This is a genomic window from Streptomyces sp. NPDC001056 (assembly GCF_053598955.1).
In genome coordinates this window covers 1-19,976 of the sequence record NZ_JBSFLI010000052.1, presented here as the reverse complement: position 1 = coordinate 19,976, position 19,976 = coordinate 1, and the positions used below count along the sequence as shown (strand labels likewise).

The following is a 19,976-nucleotide window of genomic DNA, read 5'->3' as shown; positions in this document are numbered from 1 at the left end:
CCTCAGGCCGGGGCCTCCCCAGCTTCGACCTGGTCGTGCCTTCGCGCACAAGACCGGCGCCCGACGCCGGGATCTCCTCACCGATCGGACGGTCGCCGCCCCAAACCCCCCGGGGCGTGCGACGTTCCGGTCCGGACGGCCGCCCCGTGACCACCCCCCTGTTCCGGGGCGGCCGACCTCCTTCCTCTGGGCACCGGACCAGCGCACCCGGACCCCGAGCACCCGGACCCCGAGCACCCTGGCATCAGGCCCCGGAAATCTCCGGACGCGGCCCCGGACATTCCCCGAATCCCCGTGAGCGGCCCGACGCGGCCCCGGTACGTTCCGTCCGGCACCCGCCTGCCAAGCTGGCACCCGTGTCGAACCCCGCCCGCCGCGCCCTCCTCCTCGGCGTCCCGGCCGTCCTCTTCCTCCTGCTGACCTGGCAGGTCGTCGGCCACGGCCCGCTGCTGCGCGCGGACGCCCGCCTCAGCCGGGACCTCGTCCACCCGGACGAGTTCTCGCAAGTCCTCTCCGACCTGGGCGACATCCAGGTCGCCGTCCCGGTTCTCGCCCTCGCCGTCGCCCACGCCCTGTGGCGCGGCCGCGGCGCCGGGCACGCCCGCTGGTGGCTGCCGCCCGTCGCGGCCGCCGTCCTGATGGCGCTGCTGCCGGCGCTGGTGGTCCCGCTGAAGGACTGGACGGCCCGGCCGGGAACCCCCGTGGTGCCCCCGGCCGTCGGCTACTTCCCCTCCGGGCACACGGCGACGGCCGCCGTCGCCTACGGCTCCGCGACCCTCCTCCTGCTGCCCTGGCTCCGCTCCCCCGCCGCCCGCCGCACCGCCCTCGCGCTCTGCGCGGCCCTGGTCCTCGGCGTGTCCTACGGCCTGGTCCGGCACGGCTACCACTGGCCGCTGGACGTGCTGGCCAGCTGGTGCCTCAGCGCGGTCCTGCTGACCGCGCTCAGCGCGCTGCCCGGGTTCAGCCGAAGCAGCCGTCGAACGTCTTCCGGAACTCCCAGTCCGAACAACGGTCCCAGTTGATCGACCAGGTCATCAGGCCGCGCGGGTCCGGCCAGGTGCCGTGGCGATCGCCACCTGGCCGGGGCGCAGCGGCGGGAAGACGTGGTCCGGGTCGCCCGCGACCGGGAAGCCGGTCAGGAGCATGTCGGTCATCGCGATGTGGAAGTCGGCGCCGCCCGCGGAGTGGTATTGGTTGTCCAGGCCCATGATCGGGCCGGAGTCGTCGTCCTGGACGTGCAGCAGGGTGAGGTCGTCGCGCAGGGCGTGGATCACCGGGAGGCAGGCGCCGCAGCGCGGGGGTCAGCGTGTACGAGGAGGCGGGTTGGACGCTCGCCGTCTGCGCGCACTGGGCGTCGTCGCTACCGCCGGTGTGGCCCGGAGTGACGGACTTCCGCAGCGCGGTGAGGCCGGGCGGCGAGGACCGTGGCCGCCAGGAGGGCGAGCAGGGGGTTGGCGCGGTCCACAAGGGCTACCGGGCAACGGGGAGTTGGAGGGTGGAGCGGCACTCGATTCGGTCCAGACCGATCACGGTGTCAAGGCATACGGCGCTATCCGTCCTCCCCGGCCCCCAGCACCAAGCGCGCCGCCGCCTCGTGCATCGCGAGTTCCAGCAGTGCCGCGTCGGTCAGCGTGCCCGAGCCGTCCGGCGGCACCAGCCAGCGCACCCCCCGGGCCGCCCGGCCCGGATGCGGTACGACGATCCAGGTGCCGGCGCCCGCGGTGCGGACGCCGGTGCCGAGCCAGCGGTCCGCGGTGCCCGGCGGCACGAGGAACCCGACCCGGTTGTCGCCGACGTCGGCGAGCACCGGGCCGGGCCGGCCGAGCACACGGGTCAGCACCCCCAGCGTCGGATGCCCCAGGTGGCCCGGCAGGATCAGCACGTCCCAGGCCCGCCCCGCGGGCAGCAGCGCGACCCCGTGCGTACTGCGCTCCCACTCCCGGCGGCAGCCTTCGGGGTCCGGTGCCACCGACGCCAGCCACTCCACCGCCGTCTTCGTCCCGCTCATCGAAAGGCCTCCCGCGCTCCTCGGTGAGCGACGCGGTCGCGTCGCCTCGGCAGGAGAGAGGGAGGCCGTCCGGGAGCATTACGCGGGTTCCACGGCCCCCGCGAAGTGACCTGAGTCACACGAACTAGCTGTCGAAACCCAGGCCCAGCTTGTCCATCGTGCGCAGCCACAGGTTCCGGCGTCCGCCGTGGGCGTCCGCGCGGGCCAGCGACCACTTGGTGAGCGCGATGCCGGTCCAGGCGAACGGCTCGGGCGGGAACGGCAACGGCCGCTTGCGCACCATCTCCAGCTCGGTGCGCTCGGTGCGCTCCCCGTCCAGCAGGTCGAGCATCACGTCCGCGCCGAAGCGGGTGGCGCCGACACCGAGGCCGGTGAAGCCCGCCGCGTACGCCACCTTGTCCTGGTGGGCGGTGCCGAAGAACGCCGAGAAGCGGGAGCAGGTGTCGATCGCGCCGCCCCAGGCGTGGGTGAAGCGGACGCCCTCCAGCTGCGGGAAGCAGGTGAAGAAGTGCCCCGCGAGCTTGGCGTAGGTCTCGGGGCGGTCGTCGTACTCCGCGCGGACCCGGCCGCCGTAGTGGTGGATGGCGTCGTAACCGCCCCACAGGATCCGGTTGTCGGCGGACAGCCGGAAGTAGTGGAACTGGTTGGCGCTGTCGCCGAGCCCCTGCCGGCCCCGCCAGCCGATCTCCGCGAGCCGCTCGTCGCTGAGGGGCTCGGTCATCAGCGCGTAGTCGTAGACCGGGACGGTGTACGAGCGCACGCGGCGCAGCAGGCTCGGGAAGATGTTGGTGCCGAGCGCGACCTTGCGGGCGCGCACGGCGCCGTACGGGGTGCGGACGGCCATCCCGGCGCCGTACTGCCTGAGGGTGAGCGCGGGCGTGTGCTCGTACACCCGCACACCGAGCCGGAGGCACGCCTGCTTCAGGCCCCAGGCGAGCTTCGCCGGGTGCAGCATGGCCACGCCCCGGCGGTCCCACAGACCCGCCTTGAAGGTCGGCGAGTTCACCTGGGCGCGCACGGCCTCCTCGTCCAGGAAGTCGATCCCGTCGGCGAGGCCCTGCTCCCGGAGTTCCCGGTGCCAGTCGCGCAGCTCCCGGGCCTGGTAGGTCTCGGTGGCCACGTCGATCTCGCCGGTGCGCTCGAACTCGCAGTCGATGCCGTGCCGGGCGACGGCCGCCTCGATCTCGTCCAGGTTGCGCCGGCCCAGCCTCTCCAGCTCGTGGATCTCGTCGGGCCAGCGGGTCAGCCCGTTGGGCAGGCCGTGGGTGAGGGAGGCGGCGCAGAAGCCGCCGTTGCGGCCGGAGGCGGCCCAGCCCACCTCGCGGCCCTCCAGCAGGACCACATCCCGCCGTGGATCGCGCTCCTTGGCGTTGAGCGCGGTCCACAGCCCGCTGTAGCCACCGCCGACGACCAGCAGGTCGCAGGTCTCGGCCCCGGTGAGGGCGGGCTCGGGCCCCGGCTTGCCGGGGTCTTCCAGCCAGTACGGGACCGGCTGGGCTTCGGAGAGAGAGGCGATCCAGTTGTCTCGGCCACGGCTCATGGCGCTTGGGGCCATGATTTCAACTCCCTACAGAGCTTTGCGTTTTTCGGCTTTACGCCTTTTGACTGTTACGGCGATTGTTGATCAGCATCGACACCAGGACCAGCACCACGGCGAGAAGGAACATGGCCGTACCGATCACATTGATCTGAACGGGCGTTCCGCGCTGCGCCGAGCCCCACACGAACATGGGGAAGGTGACGGTCGAGCCGGCATTGAAATTGGTGATGATGAAATCGTCGAAGGACAGCGCGAAGGACAGCAGCGCGCCCGCGGCGATCCCGGGTGCCGCGATCGGCAGGGTGACCCGCAGGAAGGTCTGCACGGGCCCGGCGTACAGGTCCCGGGCGGCCTCCTCCAGGCGCGGGTCCATCGACATCACACGGGCCTTGACCGCGGTGACGACGAAGCTGAGACAGAACATGATGTGGGCGATCAGGATCGTCCAGAAGCCGAGCTGCGCGCCCATGTTGAGGAACAGGGTGAGCAGCGAGGCGGCCATGACGACCTCGGGCATCGCCATCGGCAGGAAGATCAGCGAGTTGATGGCGCCGCGGGCGCGGAAGCGGTAGCGGACCAGCGCGAAGGAGATCATCGTGCCGAGCACGGTGGCGCCCAGCGTCGCCCAGACGGCGATCTGGAGGCTGATCGACAGCGAGTTGCACATGTCGGCGACACCGCACGGCTGCTTCCAGGCGTCCAGCGAGAACTGCTGCCACTGGTAGTTGAAGCGCCCCCTCGGTTTGTTGAAGGAGAACACCGTGACGATGACGTTCGGCAGCAGCAGATACGCGAGGGTGAAGGCTCCCGCGATGACGACGAGATGGCGCTTGAGCCAGTTGACGACGGGCATTTAGACCAGGTCCTCCGTCCCGGACCGGCGGATGTAGATCGTCACCATGGCCAGGATCGCGGCCATGAGGATGAAGGAGAGGGCCGCCGCCGTCGGATAGTCCAGGATCCGCAGGAACTGCGTCTGGATCACGTTGCCGATCATGCGGGTGTCGGTCGAGCCGAGGAGTTCGGAGTTGACGTAGTCACCGGCCGCCGGGATGAAGGTCAGGAGCGTGCCGGAGACCACGCCGGGCATCGACAGCGGGAAGGTCACCTTGCGGAAGGTGGTCCACGGCTTGGCGTACAGATCGCCGGCCGCCTCGTGCAGCCGTCCGTCGATCCGCTCCAGCGAGGTGTACAGCGGCAGGATCATGAACGGCAGGAAGTTGTACGTCAGCCCGCACACCACCGCGAGCGGGGTGGCCAGCACCCGGTCGCCGGCCGTCCAGCCGAGCCAGTTGGTGAGATCGAGGATGTGCAGCGAGCCCAGCGTGTGCACCACGACGCCGTTGTCGGCGAGGATCGTCTTCCAGGCCAGGGTGCGGATCAGGAAGCTGGTGAAGAACGGCGCGATCACCAGGATCATGATCAGGTTGCGCCAGCGTCCCGCGCGGAAGGCGATCAGGTAGGCCAGCGGATAGCCGAGCAGCAGGCACAGCACGGTGGCGCCGGCCGCATAGCACAGGGAGCGCACGAACTGCGGCCAGTACTCGGACAGCGCGTCCCAGTAGGTCGCGAAGTGCCAGGTGACCTTGTAGCCCTGCTCCAGGGAACCCGTCTGCACGGACGTGGATGCCTGGTAGACCAGGGGCAGCGCGAAGAAGACGACCAGCCACAGGATGCCGGGCAGCAGCAGCCAGTAGGGGGTGAACCGGCCGCGCGCCCGCGGGGGCTTGGCCGCCGGTTCGGCGGGGGCGAGCGGCGGGGGCGCCTCGGTGAGCGTCGACATCAGGCGGCGACCTCTTCCTCGGTGCCCGCGTCGATGTCCTGGGCCGCGTCCAGGCCGAAGGTGTGCGCCGGGCTCCAGTGGAGGACGACATCGGCACCGGGGACCAGGCGGGCGTCCCGCTCGACGTTCTGGACGTAGACCGAGAGTTCGGCGCAGGCGCGGCTTTCGACGACGTACTGCGTGGAGACGCCGATGAAACTGGCGTCGACGATCTTGCCCGCGAGGCGGTTGCGGCCCTCGGGGATGGCGCCCGCGTCGTCGGCGTGGGCGAGCGAGATCTTCTCGGGGCGTATGCCGACCAGCACCTTGCCGCCGGCCGGGGCGGGCGCGCTGCATCGCGCGGCGGGCAGCACCAGTTTGTCGCCGCCGGCCCTGAGCACGATGTCGTCGCCGCTCTTGGCGTCGACCTCGGCCTCGATCAGGTTGGAGGTGCCGAGGAAGTTGGCGACGAAGGTGGTCCCCGGGTTCTCGTACAGGTCGGTGGGCGAGCCGAGTTGCTCGACGCGGCCGCCGTTCATCACGGCGACCGTGTCGGCCATGGTCATGGCCTCCTCCTGGTCGTGCGTGACGTGGATGAAGGTGATCCCGACCTCGGTCTGGATGCGCTTGAGCTCCAGTTGCATCTGGCGGCGCAGCTTGAGGTCGAGGGCGCCGAGCGGCTCGTCGAGCAGCAGCACCTTGGGGTGGTTGATCAGCGCGCGGGCCACGGCGACGCGCTGCTGCTGGCCGCCGGAGAGCTGGTGCGGCTTCTTGCGTGCCTGCTCGCCGAGCTGGACGAGGTCCAGCATCTCCTCGACCTGCTTCTTGACGCTCTTGATGCCGCGCCGGCGCAGACCGAAGGCGACGTTCTCGAAGATGTCGAGGTGCGGGAAGAGGGCGTAGGACTGGAAGACCGTGTTCACCGGCCTCTTGTACGGCGGCAGGTGGGTGACGTCCTGGTCGCCGAGGTGCACGGTGCCGCTGGTCGGCTCCTCCAGGCCGGCGATCATGCGCAGGGTGGTGGTCTTGCCGCAGCCGGAGGCGCCGAGCAGGGCGAAGAAGGAGCCCTGGGGGACGGTCAGGTCCAGCGGGTGAACGGCGGTGAAGGCGCCGTAGGTCTTGCCGATACCGGAGAGGCGGACGTCGCCGCTGTTGTCTGTCGTCATCGTGGTCGTCACGCCCCTGTGAGCTTGGAGAACTTCTGCTGGTAGGCGGTCTCTTCCTTCTGCGTCAGCGCGCGGAAGGCGTGGGACTTCGCCTGCATGGCCTTGTCGGGAAGGATCAGCGGGTTGCTCGCCGCCGACTTGTCGATTCTGGCCAGGTACGGGGCCACTCCCGCGACGGGGCTCACATAGTTGATGTAGGCGGCGAGTTCGGCGGCGGGCTCGGGCTCGTAGTAGTAGTCGATGAGCCGTTCCGCGTTCGTCTTGTGGCGCGCCTTGTTGGGGATCAGCAGGTTGTCGGTCGACGTCATGTAGCCGCTGTCCGGGATGACGTAGCCCACGTTCGGGTTGTCCGCCTGGAGCTGGACGATGTCGCCGCCCCAGGCGACACAGGCGGCGAGGTCGCCCTTGGCCAGGTCGGAGGTGTAGTCGTTGCCGGTGAAGCGGCGGATCTGGCCCTTGTCGACGCCCTTCTGGAGCCGGGCGATGGCCGCGTCGTAGTCGTCGGCGGTGACCTTGGCGGGGTCCTTGCCGAGGTCGAGCAGGGTCATGCCGACGCTGTCGCGCATCTCCGTCAGGAAGCCGACACGGCCCTTGAGCTTGGGGTTGTCGAGGAGGTCGGAGACCGACTTCACCTCGACGCCGTCGAGGGCCTTCTTGTTGAAGGCGATGACCGTGGAGATGCCCTGCCAGGGGTAGGAGTAGGCGCGGCCCGGGTCCCAGTCGGGGGCGCGGAACTGGTCCGAGAGGTTGGCGAAGGCGTGCGGCAGGTTGGCCGGGTCCAGCTTCTGGACGTAGCCGAGCCGGATCATGCGGGCGGCCAGCCAGTCGGTCAGGACGATCAGGTCGCGGCCGGTGTCCTGGCCCGCGGCGAGTTCCGGCTGGATCTTGCCGAAGAACTCGTCGTTGTCGTTGATGTCCTCGGTGTATTTGACCCGGATGCCGGTCTGTTTGCCGAACGCGTCGAGGGTGGGGTGGCGCTTGCCCTTGTCGTCGACGTCGATGTATTCGGGCCAGTTGGAGAAGTTCACGACCTTCTCCGTGGCCGAGTGGTCGTCGGCCGACACGCCGCCCTGGGTCTTGTTCGCGGCGGGGATGCCGCAGGCGCCCAGCGTCCCGAGTCCGCCGACCGCGAGCGCGCCCCCGGCGGAGGCGCGCAGCAGCGAACGGCGGGTCAGCGCGGCCCTGCCGCTGCGGTAACTGCGGCGTACGGCGGCCGATTCGACCGGTGTCAGGCGGTCGGACTCGTAACTCTCCATGCGCGTCATGGCCTTTCGGGAGGGGAGGGGATGCCCGGTCGAGGGCCGGGGCGTCGTGCCCGGTGGGAAACGGACCGCGGGCGGGGGTCCCGCGGCCGGGGGGCGATTCCTACCGGGCCCCGAAGATCGTGCGGTGCCAGTCCTTGCGGACCGCCGCCGTGTTGTCGAACATTACGTGCTTGACCTGCGTGTACTCCTCGAATGAGTACACCGACATGTCCTTGCCGAAGCCGGAGGCCTTGTAGCCGCCGTGCGGCATCTCGCTGATGATCGGGATGTGGTCGTTGATCCAGACGCAGCCCGCCTTGATGTCACGGGTGGCGCGGTTGGCCCGGTAGACGCTGCCGCTCCAGGCGGAGGCGGCGAGGCCGTACGGGGTGTCGTTCGCGAGCCGGATGCCCTCGTCGTCGGTGTCGAAGGGGAGGACGACGAGGACGGGGCCGAAGATCTCCGACTGGACGATCTCGCTGTCCTGGGCGGCGTCGGCGATGAGGGTGGGCCGGTAGTAGGCGCCGTCGGCCAGGTCGCCGCCGGGGGCTTCGCCGCCGGTGACCACGCGGGCGTAGGAGCGGGCGCGGTCCACGAAGCCGGCGACGCGGTCGCGCTGGGCGTGCGAGATCAGCGGCCCGAGGTCGGTGCCGGGGGCGAACGGGTCACCGAGCCGCACGGTCTCCATCAGGGCGGCGGTGCGCTCCACGAACGCCTCGTACAGCGGCCGTTGGACATAGGCGCGGGTGGCGGCGGTGCAGTCCTGGCCGGTGTTGATGAGCGCGCCGGCCACGGCCCCGTTGACGGCGGCGTCCAGATCGGCGTCGTCGAACACGACGAACGGGGCCTTGCCGCCCAGCTCCAGGTGGAGCCGTTTGACGGTCGAGGTGGCGACCTCGGCGACGCGCTTGCCGACGCCGGTGGAGCCGGTGAACGAGGTCATGGCGACGTCGGGGTGCCCGACCAGGTGCTCACCGGCCTCCTTGCCGCTGCCGGTGACGATGTTGATCACGCCGTCCGGGATGCCCGCGGCGGTCGCGGCCTCGGCGAAGAGGAGCGAGGTCAGCGGGGTCAGCTCGGCGGGCTTCAGCACGATGGTGTTGCCCGCGGCGATCGCCGGGAGCACCTTCCATGCGGCCATCTGGAGCGGGTAGTTCCAGGGCGCGATCGACCCGACGACACCGATCGGCTCGCGCCGGACGTACGACGTGTGGTCGCCGGAGTACTCGCCGGCGGACTGCCCCTGAAGGTGCCGTGCGGCGCCCGCGAAGAAGGCGGTGTTGTCGATGGTCCCGGGGACGTCGAACTCACGGCTGAGCTTGAGCGGTTTGCCGCACTGGAGCGACTCCGCGCGGGCGAGGTCCTCGGCGCGGTCGGCGAGCACGGCGGCGAAGCGGTGCAGGGCGTCCGAGCGCTCGCCCGGGGTGGCCGAGGCCCAGCCCGGGAATGCCTCGCGCGCGGCGGCGACGGCCGCGTCGACGTCGTCGGCGCCGGCCAGCTCGTAGGTGTACACCTCGGCGCCGGTGGCCGGGTCGACCACGGCGTGGGTGCGCCCCGAGGTGCCCTGGGCCGAGCGGCCCGCGATGAATTGCGCGCCCTGTGCGAAACGGTCCGCTGCGGGAAATCGTTCCGGGGTGGCGGTGCTCGGGTTGTGCATGTCGCTCTCCTCCGCCGATTGCCCCTTCCCAGGGGCGGGTGGCGTAGCTCCAGCTCGATTTGAGTGCCGATCCTGACAGAGCTATTAGCCTCCAACAAGTGATTCCGTTGTTGCCTTTTGGTTACGCGACGGAATCTGTCGACCAGGTGTCGAGTCGGGCGCGGAAAAGGCGGACGGAGTGTCAGTGGTGCGTGCCAGACTCGCGTGCATGGGGACGATCAATGACCTGGAATCCCTGGTCAGCGAGGTCCGGGCGGGGTCCCGGATCAGATATCTGCACTTCTGGGGCCACCGGCCCCGGCCGGACGGCGGCATCGGCGCGAGCTGTCTGAGCCAGTGGTGGCCCTCACCCTTCGTGATCGGGGGCGTCCGGTACGCGACGGCGGAGCACTGGATGATGGCGGCCAAGGCCCGGCTGTTCGGCGACGCCGAGGCCGAGCGCGGCGTCCTCGCCGCGGCGCATCCCGCGCAGGCCAAGAAGGCGGGGCGCCTGGTCCGCGACTTCGACGAGGCGATATGGGCGCGGGAGCGGTTCCGGATCGTGGTCGAGGGCAGCGTCCACAAGTTCGCCGCGGACGAGGCGCTGCGCGCGTATCTGCTGGGCACGGGTGAGCGGGTGCTGGTCGAAGCGAGCCCGGTGGACCGGGTGTGGGGCATCGGCCTCACGGCGGACGACGAGGCGGCGGGCGACCCGGAGCGGTGGCGGGGGCTGAACCTGCTGGGCTTCGCGCTGATGGCCGCGCGGGCGGAACTGGCGGGGGGTTAGGTACGGCGATGCCCGCCGGGCCGCATCCTGCGGTCCGGCGGGCATGGATCGGAGCGTCCGCCCCGGAGAGGGAGTGGGGCCCGAACTGCGAGGCCCCGGGGAGGTGAGATCAGCGCTCCGCCACCACCGACGAGACGGAGTGGAGGGAGCCGTAGTACGGGTCGTCGTTGGTCGAGTCGTCGTTGATCGCGGCGGTGATGCCGATCGCGAGCAGCACCATCACGGCGACGCCGACGATGATCCCGATGACGCCCATGATCAGGCCGGCCTGGGCCTGCCCGTGGTTCGTCGCCTCGCCGCGCTCGGCCCGGCGCCGGCCCTTGACGCCGAAGACCACCGCGAGGATGCCCAGGATCAGGGAGGCGATGCCGTACAGGCAGAACAGGCAGATGGACAGGATGCCGAGCACCATCGCGGCGGTGCCCATGCCGTTCTGCGGGGCCATGGGCACGCCGGTCCAGCCGTAGCCGGCTGCCGCCGGGTAGCCGGGGTAGCCGTACCCGCCGACGGGCGGCGCGGACGCCGGGGGCACGCCGGGCCCGGTGGGCGCGATCGGCGGGGGCGGCACCGGGTCACCCGTGCCGGGTGCGCCGAAGGCGGGTGGGGCCGGGGTCGGCGCGCCGAAGCTCGGGGTGCCGCCGGCGGGCGGGGCGAAGTTGGGCTGGGCGAACCCGCCGGTCGGCAGGTCGGTCACGGTGGCCTGGTCGTGCACGGACGGCGGCTGGACCGGGGGCTGTCCCGCACCCGCTGCGGTGGGCTGGTTCTTGTCCAGCGACAGCCGCTGCTCGGGCGGCGCCCACGGGTCGTGGCCACCGTCGGCCGCCCCACTCAAGTGCGTTCCGTCTGACACGCGTACTTCCCCCTCGGTCGTTCGTCCCGCCATGCTACGGCCTTCCCGCCCCACCCCGACCGGCCGGTCCCGCCGCCCCGCCACCCCGCCACCGGACCCCGCCACGGCCGCCCCCGCACACCAGCGCCCCGGCCGCCCCTCCCTCTCCCGCACCACCCAGGCACCTCAGCCGCCCCCCTCCCCCGCCCCGCACCACCAGAGCCCGCCGCCCCCGGTGCCTCGCCCACCCCGACGACACCGATCCTTCACTCCGCGTCCCTCTTTCCCGCCCTCCCGCCCTTCCCGCCCTTCCCGCCCTTCCCGCCCAGGATCGACGCGCCCCGAAGGCCCCGCCCGCCCGGCCGCTCCCCTCGCCTCCTCCGTCGTTCCCGCCGCCTACGATGGCCTGTGACGATCAGCCGATCACCCGCGCCGCGCCCCCGAGGGCCCGTCGGCGCCCTGCCTGGGGAGGACCCCTTGAACGACAGTTCCGTACCCGCCGCCGGCACAGCCGACCGCGACCTGCGCTCCTTCATCGCCGGACTGCCCAAGGCCGAACTGCACGTCCACCACGTGGGCTCCGCCTCCCCCCGGATCGTCTCCGAGCTGGCCGCGCGCCACCGCGACTCCAAGGTGCCCACCGACCCCGAGGCCCTCGCCGAGTACTTCACCTTCACCGACTTCGCACACTTCATCGACGTGTATCTGTCGGTGGTCGACCTGATCCGCACCCCGGAGGACGTCCGGCTGCTCACCTACGAGGTGGCCCGCGACCTGGCCCGCCAGCAGGTGCGCTACGCCGAGCTGACCCTCACCCCGTTCTCCTCCACCCGGCGCGGCATCGACGAGCACGCCTTCATGGCCGCGATCGAGGACGCCCGCAAGTGCGCCGAGGCCGAGTTCGGCACCGTACTGCGCTGGTGCTTCGACATCCCCGGGGAGGCCGGCCTGCGGTCCGCGGAGGAGACCGTACGGCTCGCCACCGACGACCGGATCCGCCCGGAGGGCCTGGTGTCGTTCGGGCTCGGCGGGCCCGAGATCGGCGTGCCGCGCCCGCAGTTCAAGCCGTTCTTCGACCAGGCCATGGCGGCCGGCCTGCACTCGGTGCCGCACTCCGGCGAGACCACAGGGCCGCAGTCGGTGTGGGACGCCCTCAACGAGCTGGGCGCCGAACGCATCGGGCACGGCACCAGTTCCGCGCAGGACCCGGCGCTGCTCGCGCATCTCGCCGAACGGCGCATCCCGCTGGAGGTCTGCCCGACCTCCAACATCGCCACCCGCGCGGTCCGCACCCTGGACGAGCACCCGATCAAGGAGTTCGCGCGGGCCGGGGTGCTGATCACGATCAACTCCGACGACCCGCCGATGTTCGGCACCGACCTCAACAACGAGTACGCGGTGGCCGCCCGCCTTCTCGACCTGGACGAGCGCGGCATCGCGGACCTCGCCAAGAACGCCGTGGAGGCGTCCTTCCTGGACCCGGCGGGCAAGGCGCGGATCACGGCGGAGATCGACACGTACACCGCCGGCCGACTGGCCGGCTGAGCCGCACCGCGAGGGGCACCACAATGGGGGCCATGCAGACCGTGACCGCCGTGGCCCACCGCGGCGACCCCTACCGCTTCCGCGAGAACACCCTCGACTCGCTGCGTTCCGCGCTCGACCGGGGCGCGGACGCGGTCGAGCTCGACGTACGGCTCACCCGCGACGGCGTGCCCGTGCTGCTGCACGACGACACGCTCGAACGGCTGTGGGGGGTCGAACGGCCGCTGAGCGCGCTGTCCGCCGAGGAGGTGCGCGGGCTCACCGGCGGCCGGGTGCCGACGCTCGCGCAGGCGCTGGCGGCGACGGGGGACAGCCGGGTGATGGTGGACCTGTGCGGGCAGGTGACCCGGCGGACGATGGAACGCATCCTGGACGTGGTCCGGCAGATCGGCGCCGGGGACCGGGTGTACTACAGCGCGGGCGCGGAGGCGATGCTCACGGTGCGCGCCGCCGACCCCCGCGCGGAGATCGCCCTCACCTGGACGACGCTGGCCCCGCCCCGCCCCGCGCTGCTGGCCGCGATCGCCCCCCGCTGGCTCAACTACCGCTTCCCCCTGGTCGACCGGGACCTGATCGCCCGCGTCCGCCGCGACGGGCAGCTGGTCTCCGTCTGGACGCCGGACACCCGGCGCTCGCTGCGCCGGCTGCTGGAGCTGGGCGTCGACTCGATCACGACGAACCGCATCGACGTCCTGCACGACCTGCGCTCCCTCTAGGGGGCGGACGCGGTGAGTGCGGCGGCGCGGGTGCGGGGACGCATGCGGGCTCCCCTCCGGTGACGCGACGTACGCGCTGGTCAGGGGCGGCGGCGTGACGGCCGTCGGCGGGGCGGCGCCGGGGCGCGCGATCCCGTGAGCGGCCGGGCGGCGGACCCGTACGCCCGGCTCCGCGCCGCGGCGCGGGACCCGGCCCCTCGCCTTCCAGATCGGCACCACGGACGCCGACGGCGAGTCGGTGACCGCCGTCACCCGGCGGATCGTGCTCGCGGCCCTCAAGCGGCCGTGGCGGCAAGGGCGTCGGAACGGGTCAGCGCTTCCAGACGCTTGATCTTCTCGCGGACGACGTACAGCGGGATCACCCCGAAGACGCCGAACGACATGTCGATCAGGCTCCACCAGAACGGGATGCCCCGGACCGGGCCGCAGACGAGGGCGAGCGGGATGATGCCGGCGCAGGCGATCATGCCGAACTCGATCACCCAGATGTTGCGCACCGGGTCGCGGTAGGGGCCGTAGAAGGCGACCGCGATGACGAGGTGGGCGAACGCCAGCCAGTCGGTGCCGTACAGCACGAACGGGTACTTCTCGTCCACGGCGTCGAGCCCGTCCCGCACCCGCCCGATCCATCCCATCAGCCCGGGTAGCCGCTCCGGCACCCCCAGCGCCCTCAACACGCTTTCGGTCCAGTGCAGTTCATGCACCAGCGGAAAGGCCGTGGCCCCGCTGAGCACGAGGCACACCACGAAGAAGACCAGCCAGCCGCGAATGCCCTTCAGAAGGGCGGCTCTGTCGCTCATGCGAAGAGGGTACGCGTAATTGAACGCGTTCAAAACCCATCGCCGTACCGTGTCCGCCCTTCATGTCGGCACCGCGGCGCCGGTCGTCCGCAAGCAGCCACGCACACACGGCCCGTGAGGCGTCGAACGCCCGTCAATGACGCCCTACTCCCCCATATGCCTGTACATTTCGGACCACCGTTTCGAGAGGTCGCCGGCAGACGGGCAAGGGATGAACGCGGACGGACGTGGCGCGGTGCGGACCGGGGTCGCGCGGCTGTGCGCGACACCGGGACTCGTCGGGGCCGGGCGGGTCGGGCTGGTCGGCAATCACACCGGGGTGCTGCCCGATCTGCGGCCGGCCGCGCCCGCGTTGGCGGCGGCGGGCGTGCGGCTGGTCGCGTTGTTCGGGCCGGAGCACGGGGTGGACGGGAGCGGGCAGGCCGGGGAGGGCGGGGGCGCGGAGCCCGGAGCCGGGCTGCCGGTGTACGACACGTACCGCCGCGAGGGGGAGCGCCTCGACAAGCTGCTGGCCGCCAGCGGGGTCGACGTCCTCGTGTACGACCTCCAGGACGTCGGGGCCAGGTTCTACACCTACGTCTGGACCATGTTCGACCTGATGGTCTCCGCGGCCCGTACCGGTGTGCGGTTCGTGGTCGCCGACCGGCCGAACCCCCTCGGCGGCCTCGTCAGTGAGGGTCCACTGCTCGATCCGGCGTGGGCGAGCTTCGTCGGACGGGTCCCGATCCCCGTCCGGCACGGCCTCACCGCCGGCGAACTCGCCCTGTACTTCAATGCCGAGGCCGTGCCGCGACGCGCGGGCTCCCCGGCCGAGTTGTCGGTGATCGAAGCGCGGGGCTGGCGGCGCGCCATGGACGCCGGGGCCACCGGCCTGCCCTGGGTCGCGCCCTCCCCGAACATGCCGACCCCCGCCACCGCCCTCGTCTACCCCGGCACCTGCCTCTTCGAGGGCACCAACCTGTCCGAGGGCCGTGGCACCACCCAGCCCTTCGAGATCGTCGGCGCCCCCTACCTCGACGCCCGGTTCGCGCCCTCGCTCGCCGAACTCGCCCTGCCCGGAGTGCACTTCCGTGATCTGCGCTATGTCCCGACCTTCCACAAGCACGCCGGAAAGCCGCTGCGCGGGGTCCAGCTCCATGTCACCGACCCCGCCGCGTTCCGGCCCGTGCGCACCGCCGTCGCCATGCTCGCCACCCTGCGGCGGCTGTACCCGGACGACTTCGCCTGGCACCCCGCGGAGGGCGGCGGGTACTTCATCGACCTGCTCTGGGGCTCCGACCGGCTCCGGCACGTCGTCGACGCGGGCGAGGACCCGCTGCCGCTGTGCGACCCGCCCGCGCCGCCGGGCGCGTGGGCGGGCGATGGCGTACTGCTGTACCCCTGAGCGGGCCCGCCGGGAAGGACGCCCCCGTCGATGACATCAACTCAGTTCGTGGGCACGGAACTTCGCGGCTTCAGGGCGGGAGACGGACCGCCGCTCGTGGCCGCCTGGTGCCGGAGCGCGCCCGCCGATCCGATCACCCCGGACCGTTTCCGCTCCCTCGTACTGCTCGACGCCAACTTCGACCCGGAGGGACTGCGCGTCGCGGTCGCCGGCGGACGCCTCGCCGGCGCCGCCTACGCGGTACGTCGGCTGACCCCGATGAGCGGCACCGACCTGGAGCCGGAGCAGGGCTGGATCCCGTTCTTCTTCGTCGACCCGGCCGCCCGCGGGCAGGGCCTCGGCCGCCGGCTGCTGACCGACGCCCTCGGCTGGCTGGGCGCGCACGGCCGTACCACCGTGGACTTCTCCTCGTACACCCCGAACTACCTCCTTCCCGGACTGGACGCCGAGACCTACCCGGAGGCGGCGGGGCTCCTCGACTCGCTCGGCTTCCGGACGCTGTACGAGGCGGCGGCGATGGACCGCTCCCTCGTCGGCCACCGCCTGCCGGAGGCCGTCGCCCGGCGCCGGGACGAACTGGCCTGCCTGGGCTACCGGTTCACCACCCCGGCCGACGACGACCTGGTGGAGCTGATCGCGCTCGCCGGGAACCGCTTCAACCCGGACTGGGCGCGCGCGATCCGGGAATGCCTGGCCACCGGAACGCCCCTGGACCGGATCGTGGTCGCCCGGGAGCCCGCGGGGCGGCTGGTGGGCTGGGCGATGCACGGGGCGTACGAGTCGAGGGTCGAGCGGTTCGGGCCGTTCGGGGTGCTGGAGGAGATGCGCGGCACCGGGCTCGGCAAGGTGCTCCTCCACCTGGTCCTGGAGCGGATGCGGGCGTGCGGCGCGCACGGGGCGTGGTTCCTGTGGACCGGCGAGAGGTCTCCGGCGGGCCACCTCTACCGAACGGCCGGTTTCATCACGACCCGCCGGTTCCGGGTGCTGCGCCGGGAGGCCGTCCGGTGACCCGGCCCGCGCGCGGCCTGAACCGGCGGCACTTCGCGCTCGCGCTCCCCTCCGCCCTGCTCACCGCCGGCTGCGCCGCACCGCGCCAGGGCACCGGGCGCCCCGGGGACCCGATCGTCCTCACCCTGCTCTCCCACTACTCCAGCGGGGTGCTGAAGAAGGCCCTCCAGGACCCGGTGGACGAGTGGAACGCCACGCACGACCGGGTCAAGGTGCGCACGAAGGCGGTGGAGTTCACCGATCTGCTGACCACCTTCATGGTCCGGCAGGCCGCGGGCCAGGGCGCCGACATCATCCAGCCGTACTGCCTGTGGACCGGCCAGCTCGTGCGGGCCGGTGTCCTGCGGCCCGCGCCGCCCGAACACGCCGAGGAGATCAGGCGCGGCTACAGCGCGGCCGCGGTCGGCGCCGCGTCGGTCGGGGGCCGCGTCTACGGCTACCCCACCGAGGCGCAAACGTACGCCCTCTACTACAACGCGCGGCTGCTGCGCGCGGCCGGAGTCGGCGAACCGCCGCGTACCTGGCCGGAGTTGGAGACGGCCGCGGACCGCACCACCCGCCGGGACCGGTACGGCAACACGCTGGTCCAGGGGTTCGGCCTCTCGGTGTACGACGACTCCACCACCGTCGGCCAGACGCTCGCCCTGCTGAACGCGGCCGGGGGCACCTTCGTCTCCGCGGACGGCAGGGGCACGGCGATCGACTCGCCGGCCGGGCGATCGGTGTTCGAGCTGGAGCACCGCCTGGTCACCGGCGGGGCGAGCGCGCCCGGCGTCAACGTCTACCAGGCGTTCCCCTCCGGACAGGTGGCCATGGTGATCAGCGCGGGCTGGTGGACCGGGAGCCTGAGGCCGCTGATGGGCGCGGACTACCGGGACGTCGGCGTCGTACCCGTGCCCGTGCCCCGGGCGGGCGACCGGCCCGCCACGCTCTCGACCGGCTTCCTGCTCGGGGTCAACACGGCCAGCGAACACCCGCGCGAGGCCTGGGAGTTCCTGCGCTGGCTCAACGCGGAGAAGTCGGGTGCGAGAGGCGTGACCCGGATGAGCGCGCTCCAGGTGTCCGTCGGCTCGCTCACCGGGCGGGCGGACGACATGCGGGCGCTGCTCGGCAGGGGCGGCGATCCGAATCTGCGGCCGTTCCTGGACGCGCTGGCGTACGCGGTGCCGGAGCCGAACGTGCCGGGCGCGCAGCGGGCGAAGACGCTGCTGCGCACCAACATCGAGGCCCTGTGGACCGGTCAGCAGTCGGTCGAGGAGGCGCTGCGCACCACGCGCCGGCAGGTCGATCAGGAGGTGGCGCGCCCATGGTGAACACGTTGGCGCCGGAGCGGGCCGACCGTCCGGCGTCCCGCGCGCGGCCGTCGGAACCCGTCCTCGCCGCCCGCGCCCGGCGCCGCCAGACGGTCGTCGGCTACCTCTTCCTGGCCCCGACCCTGCTGTTCTTCGCGGTCTTCCTCGTCCTGCCGCTCGGCTTCGCCCTGGTGCTGTCGATGTCGCGCTGGGCCGGGTTCGACCTCGGGGACATCCATCCGGTCGGCACCGGCAACTTCACCCGGTTGTTCGCGGCGGGTTCGACGTTCCTCACGCCGGTCCTCACCAACACCGTGCTGTTCGCCCTGGGGACGGTGGTCATCGCGCTCGCGGGCTCGGTGCTCGTCGCCACCTGCATCGACCGGCTGCGGTTCCAGGGGCTGTGGCGGACGCTGTACTTCCTGCCGATGGTCACGACCGTGGTCGCCGTCGGCAATGTCTGGAAGTACATGTACGAGCCGGGCGGCCTGGTCGACGGCGTGCTCAACGCCCTCGGACTCGGTTCGGTCGCCTTCCTCCAGGACCCGCGCACGGCGCTGCCCGCGGTGGTGGTCGTACAGGCGTGGGCGTCGGCCGGGTCGGCGATCCTCGTCCTCACGGCGGGGCTGAAGTCGATCCCGCGGTCGTACCACGAGGCGGCCGCGCTGGACGGCGCCGGGCCGGTCACGGTGTTCCTGAGGATCACGCTGCCCTTGCTGCGGCCGTCGCTGCTGTTCGTGTGCGTCACCCAGTTCCTCACCGGGCTCCAGTCGTTCGCGCTGATCACGGTGATGACCAAGGGCGGTCCCGGCGACGCGACGACGGTGGCCGCGCTGGAGATGTACCGGCAGGCGTTCTCGTACGGCGACTGGGGGACGGCGAGTGCGGCGGCGTTCGTGCTGTTCGTGGTGGTGCTGGTGATCACGCTGGCGCAGTTGTGGGTGTTCCGGCGCAAGGGGGAGGACGCGTGATCCGTCGCCGTCACCGGTTCCCGTGGGTGTCGTACCTCCTGGTCGTGTCCGGCGCCGTGCTCATGGTGGTGCCGTTCCTCGACATGGTGATGACGTCCTTCAAGGGGCCGGGCGAGTCCGGGAGACTGCCGTACCGCTTTCTGCCGCAGGCGTTCGACTTCTCCAACTACCGTGCGGCACTCGACCAGTTGGATCTGCCGCTGCTGTTCCGCAACAGCGTCACCGCGACGGCGCTGATCACCGGCTCGGTGCTGCTGACGTCGTCCCTGGCCGGTTACGCGCTCGCCAAACTCCGCTTCCGGGGAAGGGACTTCGTCTTCCGGCTGGTGCTCGCGACGATGATGTTCCCGCCGTTCCTCTTCTTCATCCCGCACTTCCTGATCCTGGTGCACTGGCCGCTGGCGGGCGGCAACGACGTGCTCGGGCGCGGGGGCGCGGGGCTGACCGTCAGCATCGTGGCGCTCGCGATGCCGTTCCTCGTCAACGGTTTCGGGATCTTCCTGACGCGCCAGTTCATGATCTCCATCCCGGACGAGATCCTGGAGGCCGCCCGCCTCGACGGCGCGGGCGAGTTCACCCTCTGGTGGCGCGTCGTCCTGCCGCAGACCAAACCGGCCCTGGTCACCCTCGCCCTGCTGACCTTCGTGGACGCCTGGAACGAGTACATCTGGGCCCTGCTGATCTCCACCGCCGACCCCGACGTGATGACGCTCCCGGTGGGCATCCAGCTCCTCCAGGACTACGTCGACCCGACCCGCACCATGCCCGTCGTCATGGCCGCGCTGGTCCTGAGCATCCTCCCGGTCCTCGTCCTCTTCCTCCTGCTCCAGAAGCACTACATCCGGGGCGTCATGCTCAGCGGCCTCAAGTGAGCCCCCAGCGGGATCTCGTGCGCACGACCGCCGTCCCCGTCCGGAAGGATCTCGTCGTCCTTCCGGGGCACGGGGGATCTCCGGCTCGGCGACGGGCAGGGGGCGGGCGCCGGCGCGCCCGCCCCCTGCCCGGCTCCCGAGGCCGTCCCCGCGGAAGGCCCGCCGCGGTCCGGTCCGGCGGCGGGCCGTGCCTTCCGGCGGGCGGCTCACTCCTTGGCGGGGGCGCGGAGGAAGAGGGCGCTGGTGAGGGCGGTGGCGAGGACGAGGGCGGTGTTGACGGCGACGGCGGTCTGGATGCCGCCGAGGATGCCGGTGACGGTCGTCGTCGCCATGGCGCCGGTGGCGATGGCGCTCATGACGGGGGTGCCCATGGTGATGCCGATCTGCTGGCTCATGGTGGCGAGGCCGGTGGCCAT

17 protein-coding genes and 3 pseudogenes are annotated in these 19,976 nt (G+C 71.8%); 9 read left to right on the top strand and 11 right to left on the bottom strand.

Annotation, left to right across the window (positions count from 1 at the left end; all coding sequences use genetic code 11):
• Window positions 1–356 precede the first annotated feature (356 nt).
• Complete coding sequence (locus tag ACWDD7_RS35220) at window positions 357–1,022, top strand: phosphatase PAP2 family protein (RefSeq protein ID WP_450460397.1); 666 nt, start codon at window positions 357–359, stop codon at window positions 1,020–1,022.
• Here the strand turns inward: ACWDD7_RS35220 and ACWDD7_RS35215 are convergent.
• The 8 genes and pseudogenes from ACWDD7_RS35215 to ACWDD7_RS35180 all read right to left on the bottom strand — a co-directional run.
• A pseudogene (locus ACWDD7_RS35215) lies at window positions 961–1,298 on the bottom strand (chitinase); the annotation flags it as partial. The gene ACWDD7_RS35220 and the pseudogene ACWDD7_RS35215 overlap by 62 nt on opposite strands.
• 251 nt (window positions 1,299–1,549) lie before the next feature.
• Entirely contained in the window at window positions 1,550–2,008 is a 459-nt protein-coding gene (locus ACWDD7_RS35210; protein ID WP_392217085.1) for a hypothetical protein, read from the bottom strand.
• 124 nt (window positions 2,009–2,132) lie between these two features.
• Window positions 2,133–3,563, bottom strand: coding sequence for an NAD(P)/FAD-dependent oxidoreductase (locus tag ACWDD7_RS35205; protein ID WP_351875712.1), 1,431 nt, complete (start codon window positions 3,561–3,563; stop codon window positions 2,133–2,135).
• 37 nt (window positions 3,564–3,600) lie between these two features.
• Window positions 3,601–4,401 (bottom strand): ABC transporter permease, encoded by an 801-nt coding sequence (locus ACWDD7_RS35200; RefSeq protein WP_351875715.1) that lies wholly within the window; start codon window positions 4,399–4,401, stop codon window positions 3,601–3,603.
• The gene (locus tag ACWDD7_RS35195; protein ID WP_351875718.1) at window positions 4,402–5,331 is read right to left on the bottom strand and encodes an ABC transporter permease; all 930 of its coding nucleotides are present in this window, start codon (window positions 5,329–5,331) and stop codon (window positions 4,402–4,404) included. It abuts the gene before it with no gap.
• Entirely contained in the window at window positions 5,331–6,476 is a 1,146-nt protein-coding gene (locus ACWDD7_RS35190) for an ABC transporter ATP-binding protein (RefSeq protein ID WP_351875720.1), read from the bottom strand. Before ACWDD7_RS35190 ends, ACWDD7_RS35195 begins: the two co-directional genes overlap by 1 nt.
• An 8-nt stretch (window positions 6,477–6,484) precedes the next feature.
• Window positions 6,485–7,732: a polyamine ABC transporter substrate-binding protein gene (locus tag ACWDD7_RS35185; RefSeq protein ID WP_450460396.1), complete on the bottom strand. Its 1,248-nt coding sequence runs from the start codon at window positions 7,730–7,732 to the stop codon at window positions 6,485–6,487.
• Window positions 7,733–7,841: 109 nt separating this feature from the next.
• Window positions 7,842–9,377: a gamma-aminobutyraldehyde dehydrogenase gene (locus ACWDD7_RS35180; RefSeq protein WP_450460395.1), complete on the bottom strand. Its 1,536-nt coding sequence runs from the start codon at window positions 9,375–9,377 to the stop codon at window positions 7,842–7,844.
• A 208-nt stretch (window positions 9,378–9,585) separates the two neighbouring features.
• On the opposite strand from ACWDD7_RS35180, the gene ACWDD7_RS35175 reads away from it, so the two are divergent.
• Window positions 9,586–10,143: an NADAR family protein gene (locus ACWDD7_RS35175; RefSeq protein ID WP_450460394.1), complete on the top strand. Its 558-nt coding sequence runs from the start codon at window positions 9,586–9,588 to the stop codon at window positions 10,141–10,143.
• Window positions 10,144–10,252: 109 nt separating this feature from the next.
• Here ACWDD7_RS35175 and ACWDD7_RS35170 read toward each other — a convergent pair whose 3' ends face one another.
• Window positions 10,253–10,993, bottom strand: a complete 741-nt coding sequence (locus ACWDD7_RS35170) for a DUF4190 domain-containing protein (RefSeq protein WP_450460393.1) — start codon at window positions 10,991–10,993, stop codon at window positions 10,253–10,255.
• A gap of 380 nt (window positions 10,994–11,373) precedes the next feature.
• Between ACWDD7_RS35170 and ACWDD7_RS35165 the strand changes: the two are divergent.
• Both ACWDD7_RS35165 and ACWDD7_RS35160 read left to right on the top strand, forming a co-directional pair.
• Window positions 11,374–12,517, top strand: a pseudogene (locus ACWDD7_RS35165) (adenosine deaminase).
• Window positions 12,518–12,549: 32 nt separating this feature from the next.
• A complete protein-coding gene (locus tag ACWDD7_RS35160) occupies window positions 12,550–13,233 on the top strand; it encodes a glycerophosphodiester phosphodiesterase (RefSeq protein ID WP_450460392.1) in 684 nt (227 codons plus the stop codon).
• 275 nt (window positions 13,234–13,508) lie between these two features.
• Here the strand turns inward: ACWDD7_RS35160 and ACWDD7_RS35155 are convergent, their stop codons facing one another.
• Window positions 13,509–14,033, bottom strand: coding sequence for a hypothetical protein (locus tag ACWDD7_RS35155; protein ID WP_450460391.1), 525 nt, complete (start codon window positions 14,031–14,033; stop codon window positions 13,509–13,511).
• A gap of 211 nt (window positions 14,034–14,244) precedes the next feature.
• On the opposite strand from ACWDD7_RS35155, the gene ACWDD7_RS35150 reads away from it, so the two are divergent.
• The 5 genes from ACWDD7_RS35150 to ACWDD7_RS35130 are packed head-to-tail and all read left to right on the top strand — an operon-like array spanning window position 14,245 to window position 19,560.
• A complete protein-coding gene (locus tag ACWDD7_RS35150; protein ID WP_450460390.1) occupies window positions 14,245–15,417 on the top strand; it encodes an exo-beta-N-acetylmuramidase NamZ family protein in 1,173 nt (390 codons plus the stop codon).
• 30 nt (window positions 15,418–15,447) lie between these two features.
• Window positions 15,448–16,425 carry a GNAT family N-acetyltransferase gene (locus ACWDD7_RS35145; RefSeq protein WP_450460389.1) on the top strand — a complete coding sequence of 326 codons (978 nt, stop codon included), beginning with the start codon at window positions 15,448–15,450 and terminating at the stop codon, window positions 16,423–16,425.
• A complete protein-coding gene (locus ACWDD7_RS35140) occupies window positions 16,422–17,738 on the top strand; it encodes an extracellular solute-binding protein (RefSeq protein ID WP_450460388.1) in 1,317 nt (438 codons plus the stop codon). Before ACWDD7_RS35145 ends, ACWDD7_RS35140 begins: the two co-directional genes overlap by 4 nt.
• Window positions 17,732–18,688 carry a carbohydrate ABC transporter permease gene (locus tag ACWDD7_RS35135; protein WP_450460386.1) on the top strand — a complete coding sequence of 319 codons (957 nt, stop codon included), beginning with the start codon at window positions 17,732–17,734 and terminating at the stop codon, window positions 18,686–18,688. The genes ACWDD7_RS35140 and ACWDD7_RS35135 overlap by 7 nt, the downstream gene beginning before the upstream one ends.
• Window positions 18,685–19,560 (top strand): carbohydrate ABC transporter permease, encoded by an 876-nt coding sequence (locus tag ACWDD7_RS35130; RefSeq protein WP_450460385.1) that lies wholly within the window; start codon window positions 18,685–18,687, stop codon window positions 19,558–19,560. Before ACWDD7_RS35135 ends, ACWDD7_RS35130 begins: the two co-directional genes overlap by 4 nt.
• A gap of 206 nt (window positions 19,561–19,766) precedes the next feature.
• Here the strand turns inward: ACWDD7_RS35130 and ACWDD7_RS35125 are convergent.
• Window positions 19,767–19,976, bottom strand: a pseudogene (locus ACWDD7_RS35125) (MFS transporter); the annotation flags it as partial.

What these genes read in the sequence shown, in the direction of transcription:
- ACWDD7_RS35205 (WP_351875712.1), bottom strand. Translation starts at nt 3,563, where the DNA reads ATGGCCCCAAGCGCCATGAGCCGTGGCCGAGACAACTGGATCGCCTCT.
- ACWDD7_RS35190 (WP_351875720.1), bottom strand. Translation starts at nt 6,476, where the DNA reads ATGACGACAGACAACAGCGGCGACGTCCGCCTCTCCGGTATCGGCAAG.
- ACWDD7_RS35185 (WP_450460396.1), bottom strand. Translation starts at nt 7,732, where the DNA reads ATGGAGAGTTACGAGTCCGACCGCCTGACACCGGTCGAATCGGCCGCC.
- ACWDD7_RS35210 (WP_392217085.1), bottom strand. Translation starts at nt 2,008, where the DNA reads ATGAGCGGGACGAAGACGGCGGTGGAGTGGCTGGCGTCGGTGGCACCG.
- ACWDD7_RS35155 (WP_450460391.1), bottom strand. Translation starts at nt 14,033, where the DNA reads ATGAGCGACAGAGCCGCCCTTCTGAAGGGCATTCGCGGCTGGCTGGTC.
- ACWDD7_RS35135 (WP_450460386.1), top strand. Translation starts at nt 17,732, where the DNA reads ATGGTGAACACGTTGGCGCCGGAGCGGGCCGACCGTCCGGCGTCCCGC.
- ACWDD7_RS35150 (WP_450460390.1), top strand. Translation starts at nt 14,245, where the DNA reads ATGAACGCGGACGGACGTGGCGCGGTGCGGACCGGGGTCGCGCGGCTG.
- ACWDD7_RS35200 (WP_351875715.1), bottom strand. Translation starts at nt 4,401, where the DNA reads ATGCCCGTCGTCAACTGGCTCAAGCGCCATCTCGTCGTCATCGCGGGA.
- ACWDD7_RS35195 (WP_351875718.1), bottom strand. Translation starts at nt 5,331, where the DNA reads ATGTCGACGCTCACCGAGGCGCCCCCGCCGCTCGCCCCCGCCGAACCG.
- ACWDD7_RS35175 (WP_450460394.1), top strand. Translation starts at nt 9,586, where the DNA reads ATGGGGACGATCAATGACCTGGAATCCCTGGTCAGCGAGGTCCGGGCG.
- ACWDD7_RS35180 (WP_450460395.1), bottom strand. Translation starts at nt 9,377, where the DNA reads ATGCACAACCCGAGCACCGCCACCCCGGAACGATTTCCCGCAGCGGAC.
- ACWDD7_RS35145 (WP_450460389.1), top strand. Translation starts at nt 15,448, where the DNA reads ATGACATCAACTCAGTTCGTGGGCACGGAACTTCGCGGCTTCAGGGCG.
- ACWDD7_RS35160 (WP_450460392.1), top strand. Translation starts at nt 12,550, where the DNA reads ATGCAGACCGTGACCGCCGTGGCCCACCGCGGCGACCCCTACCGCTTC.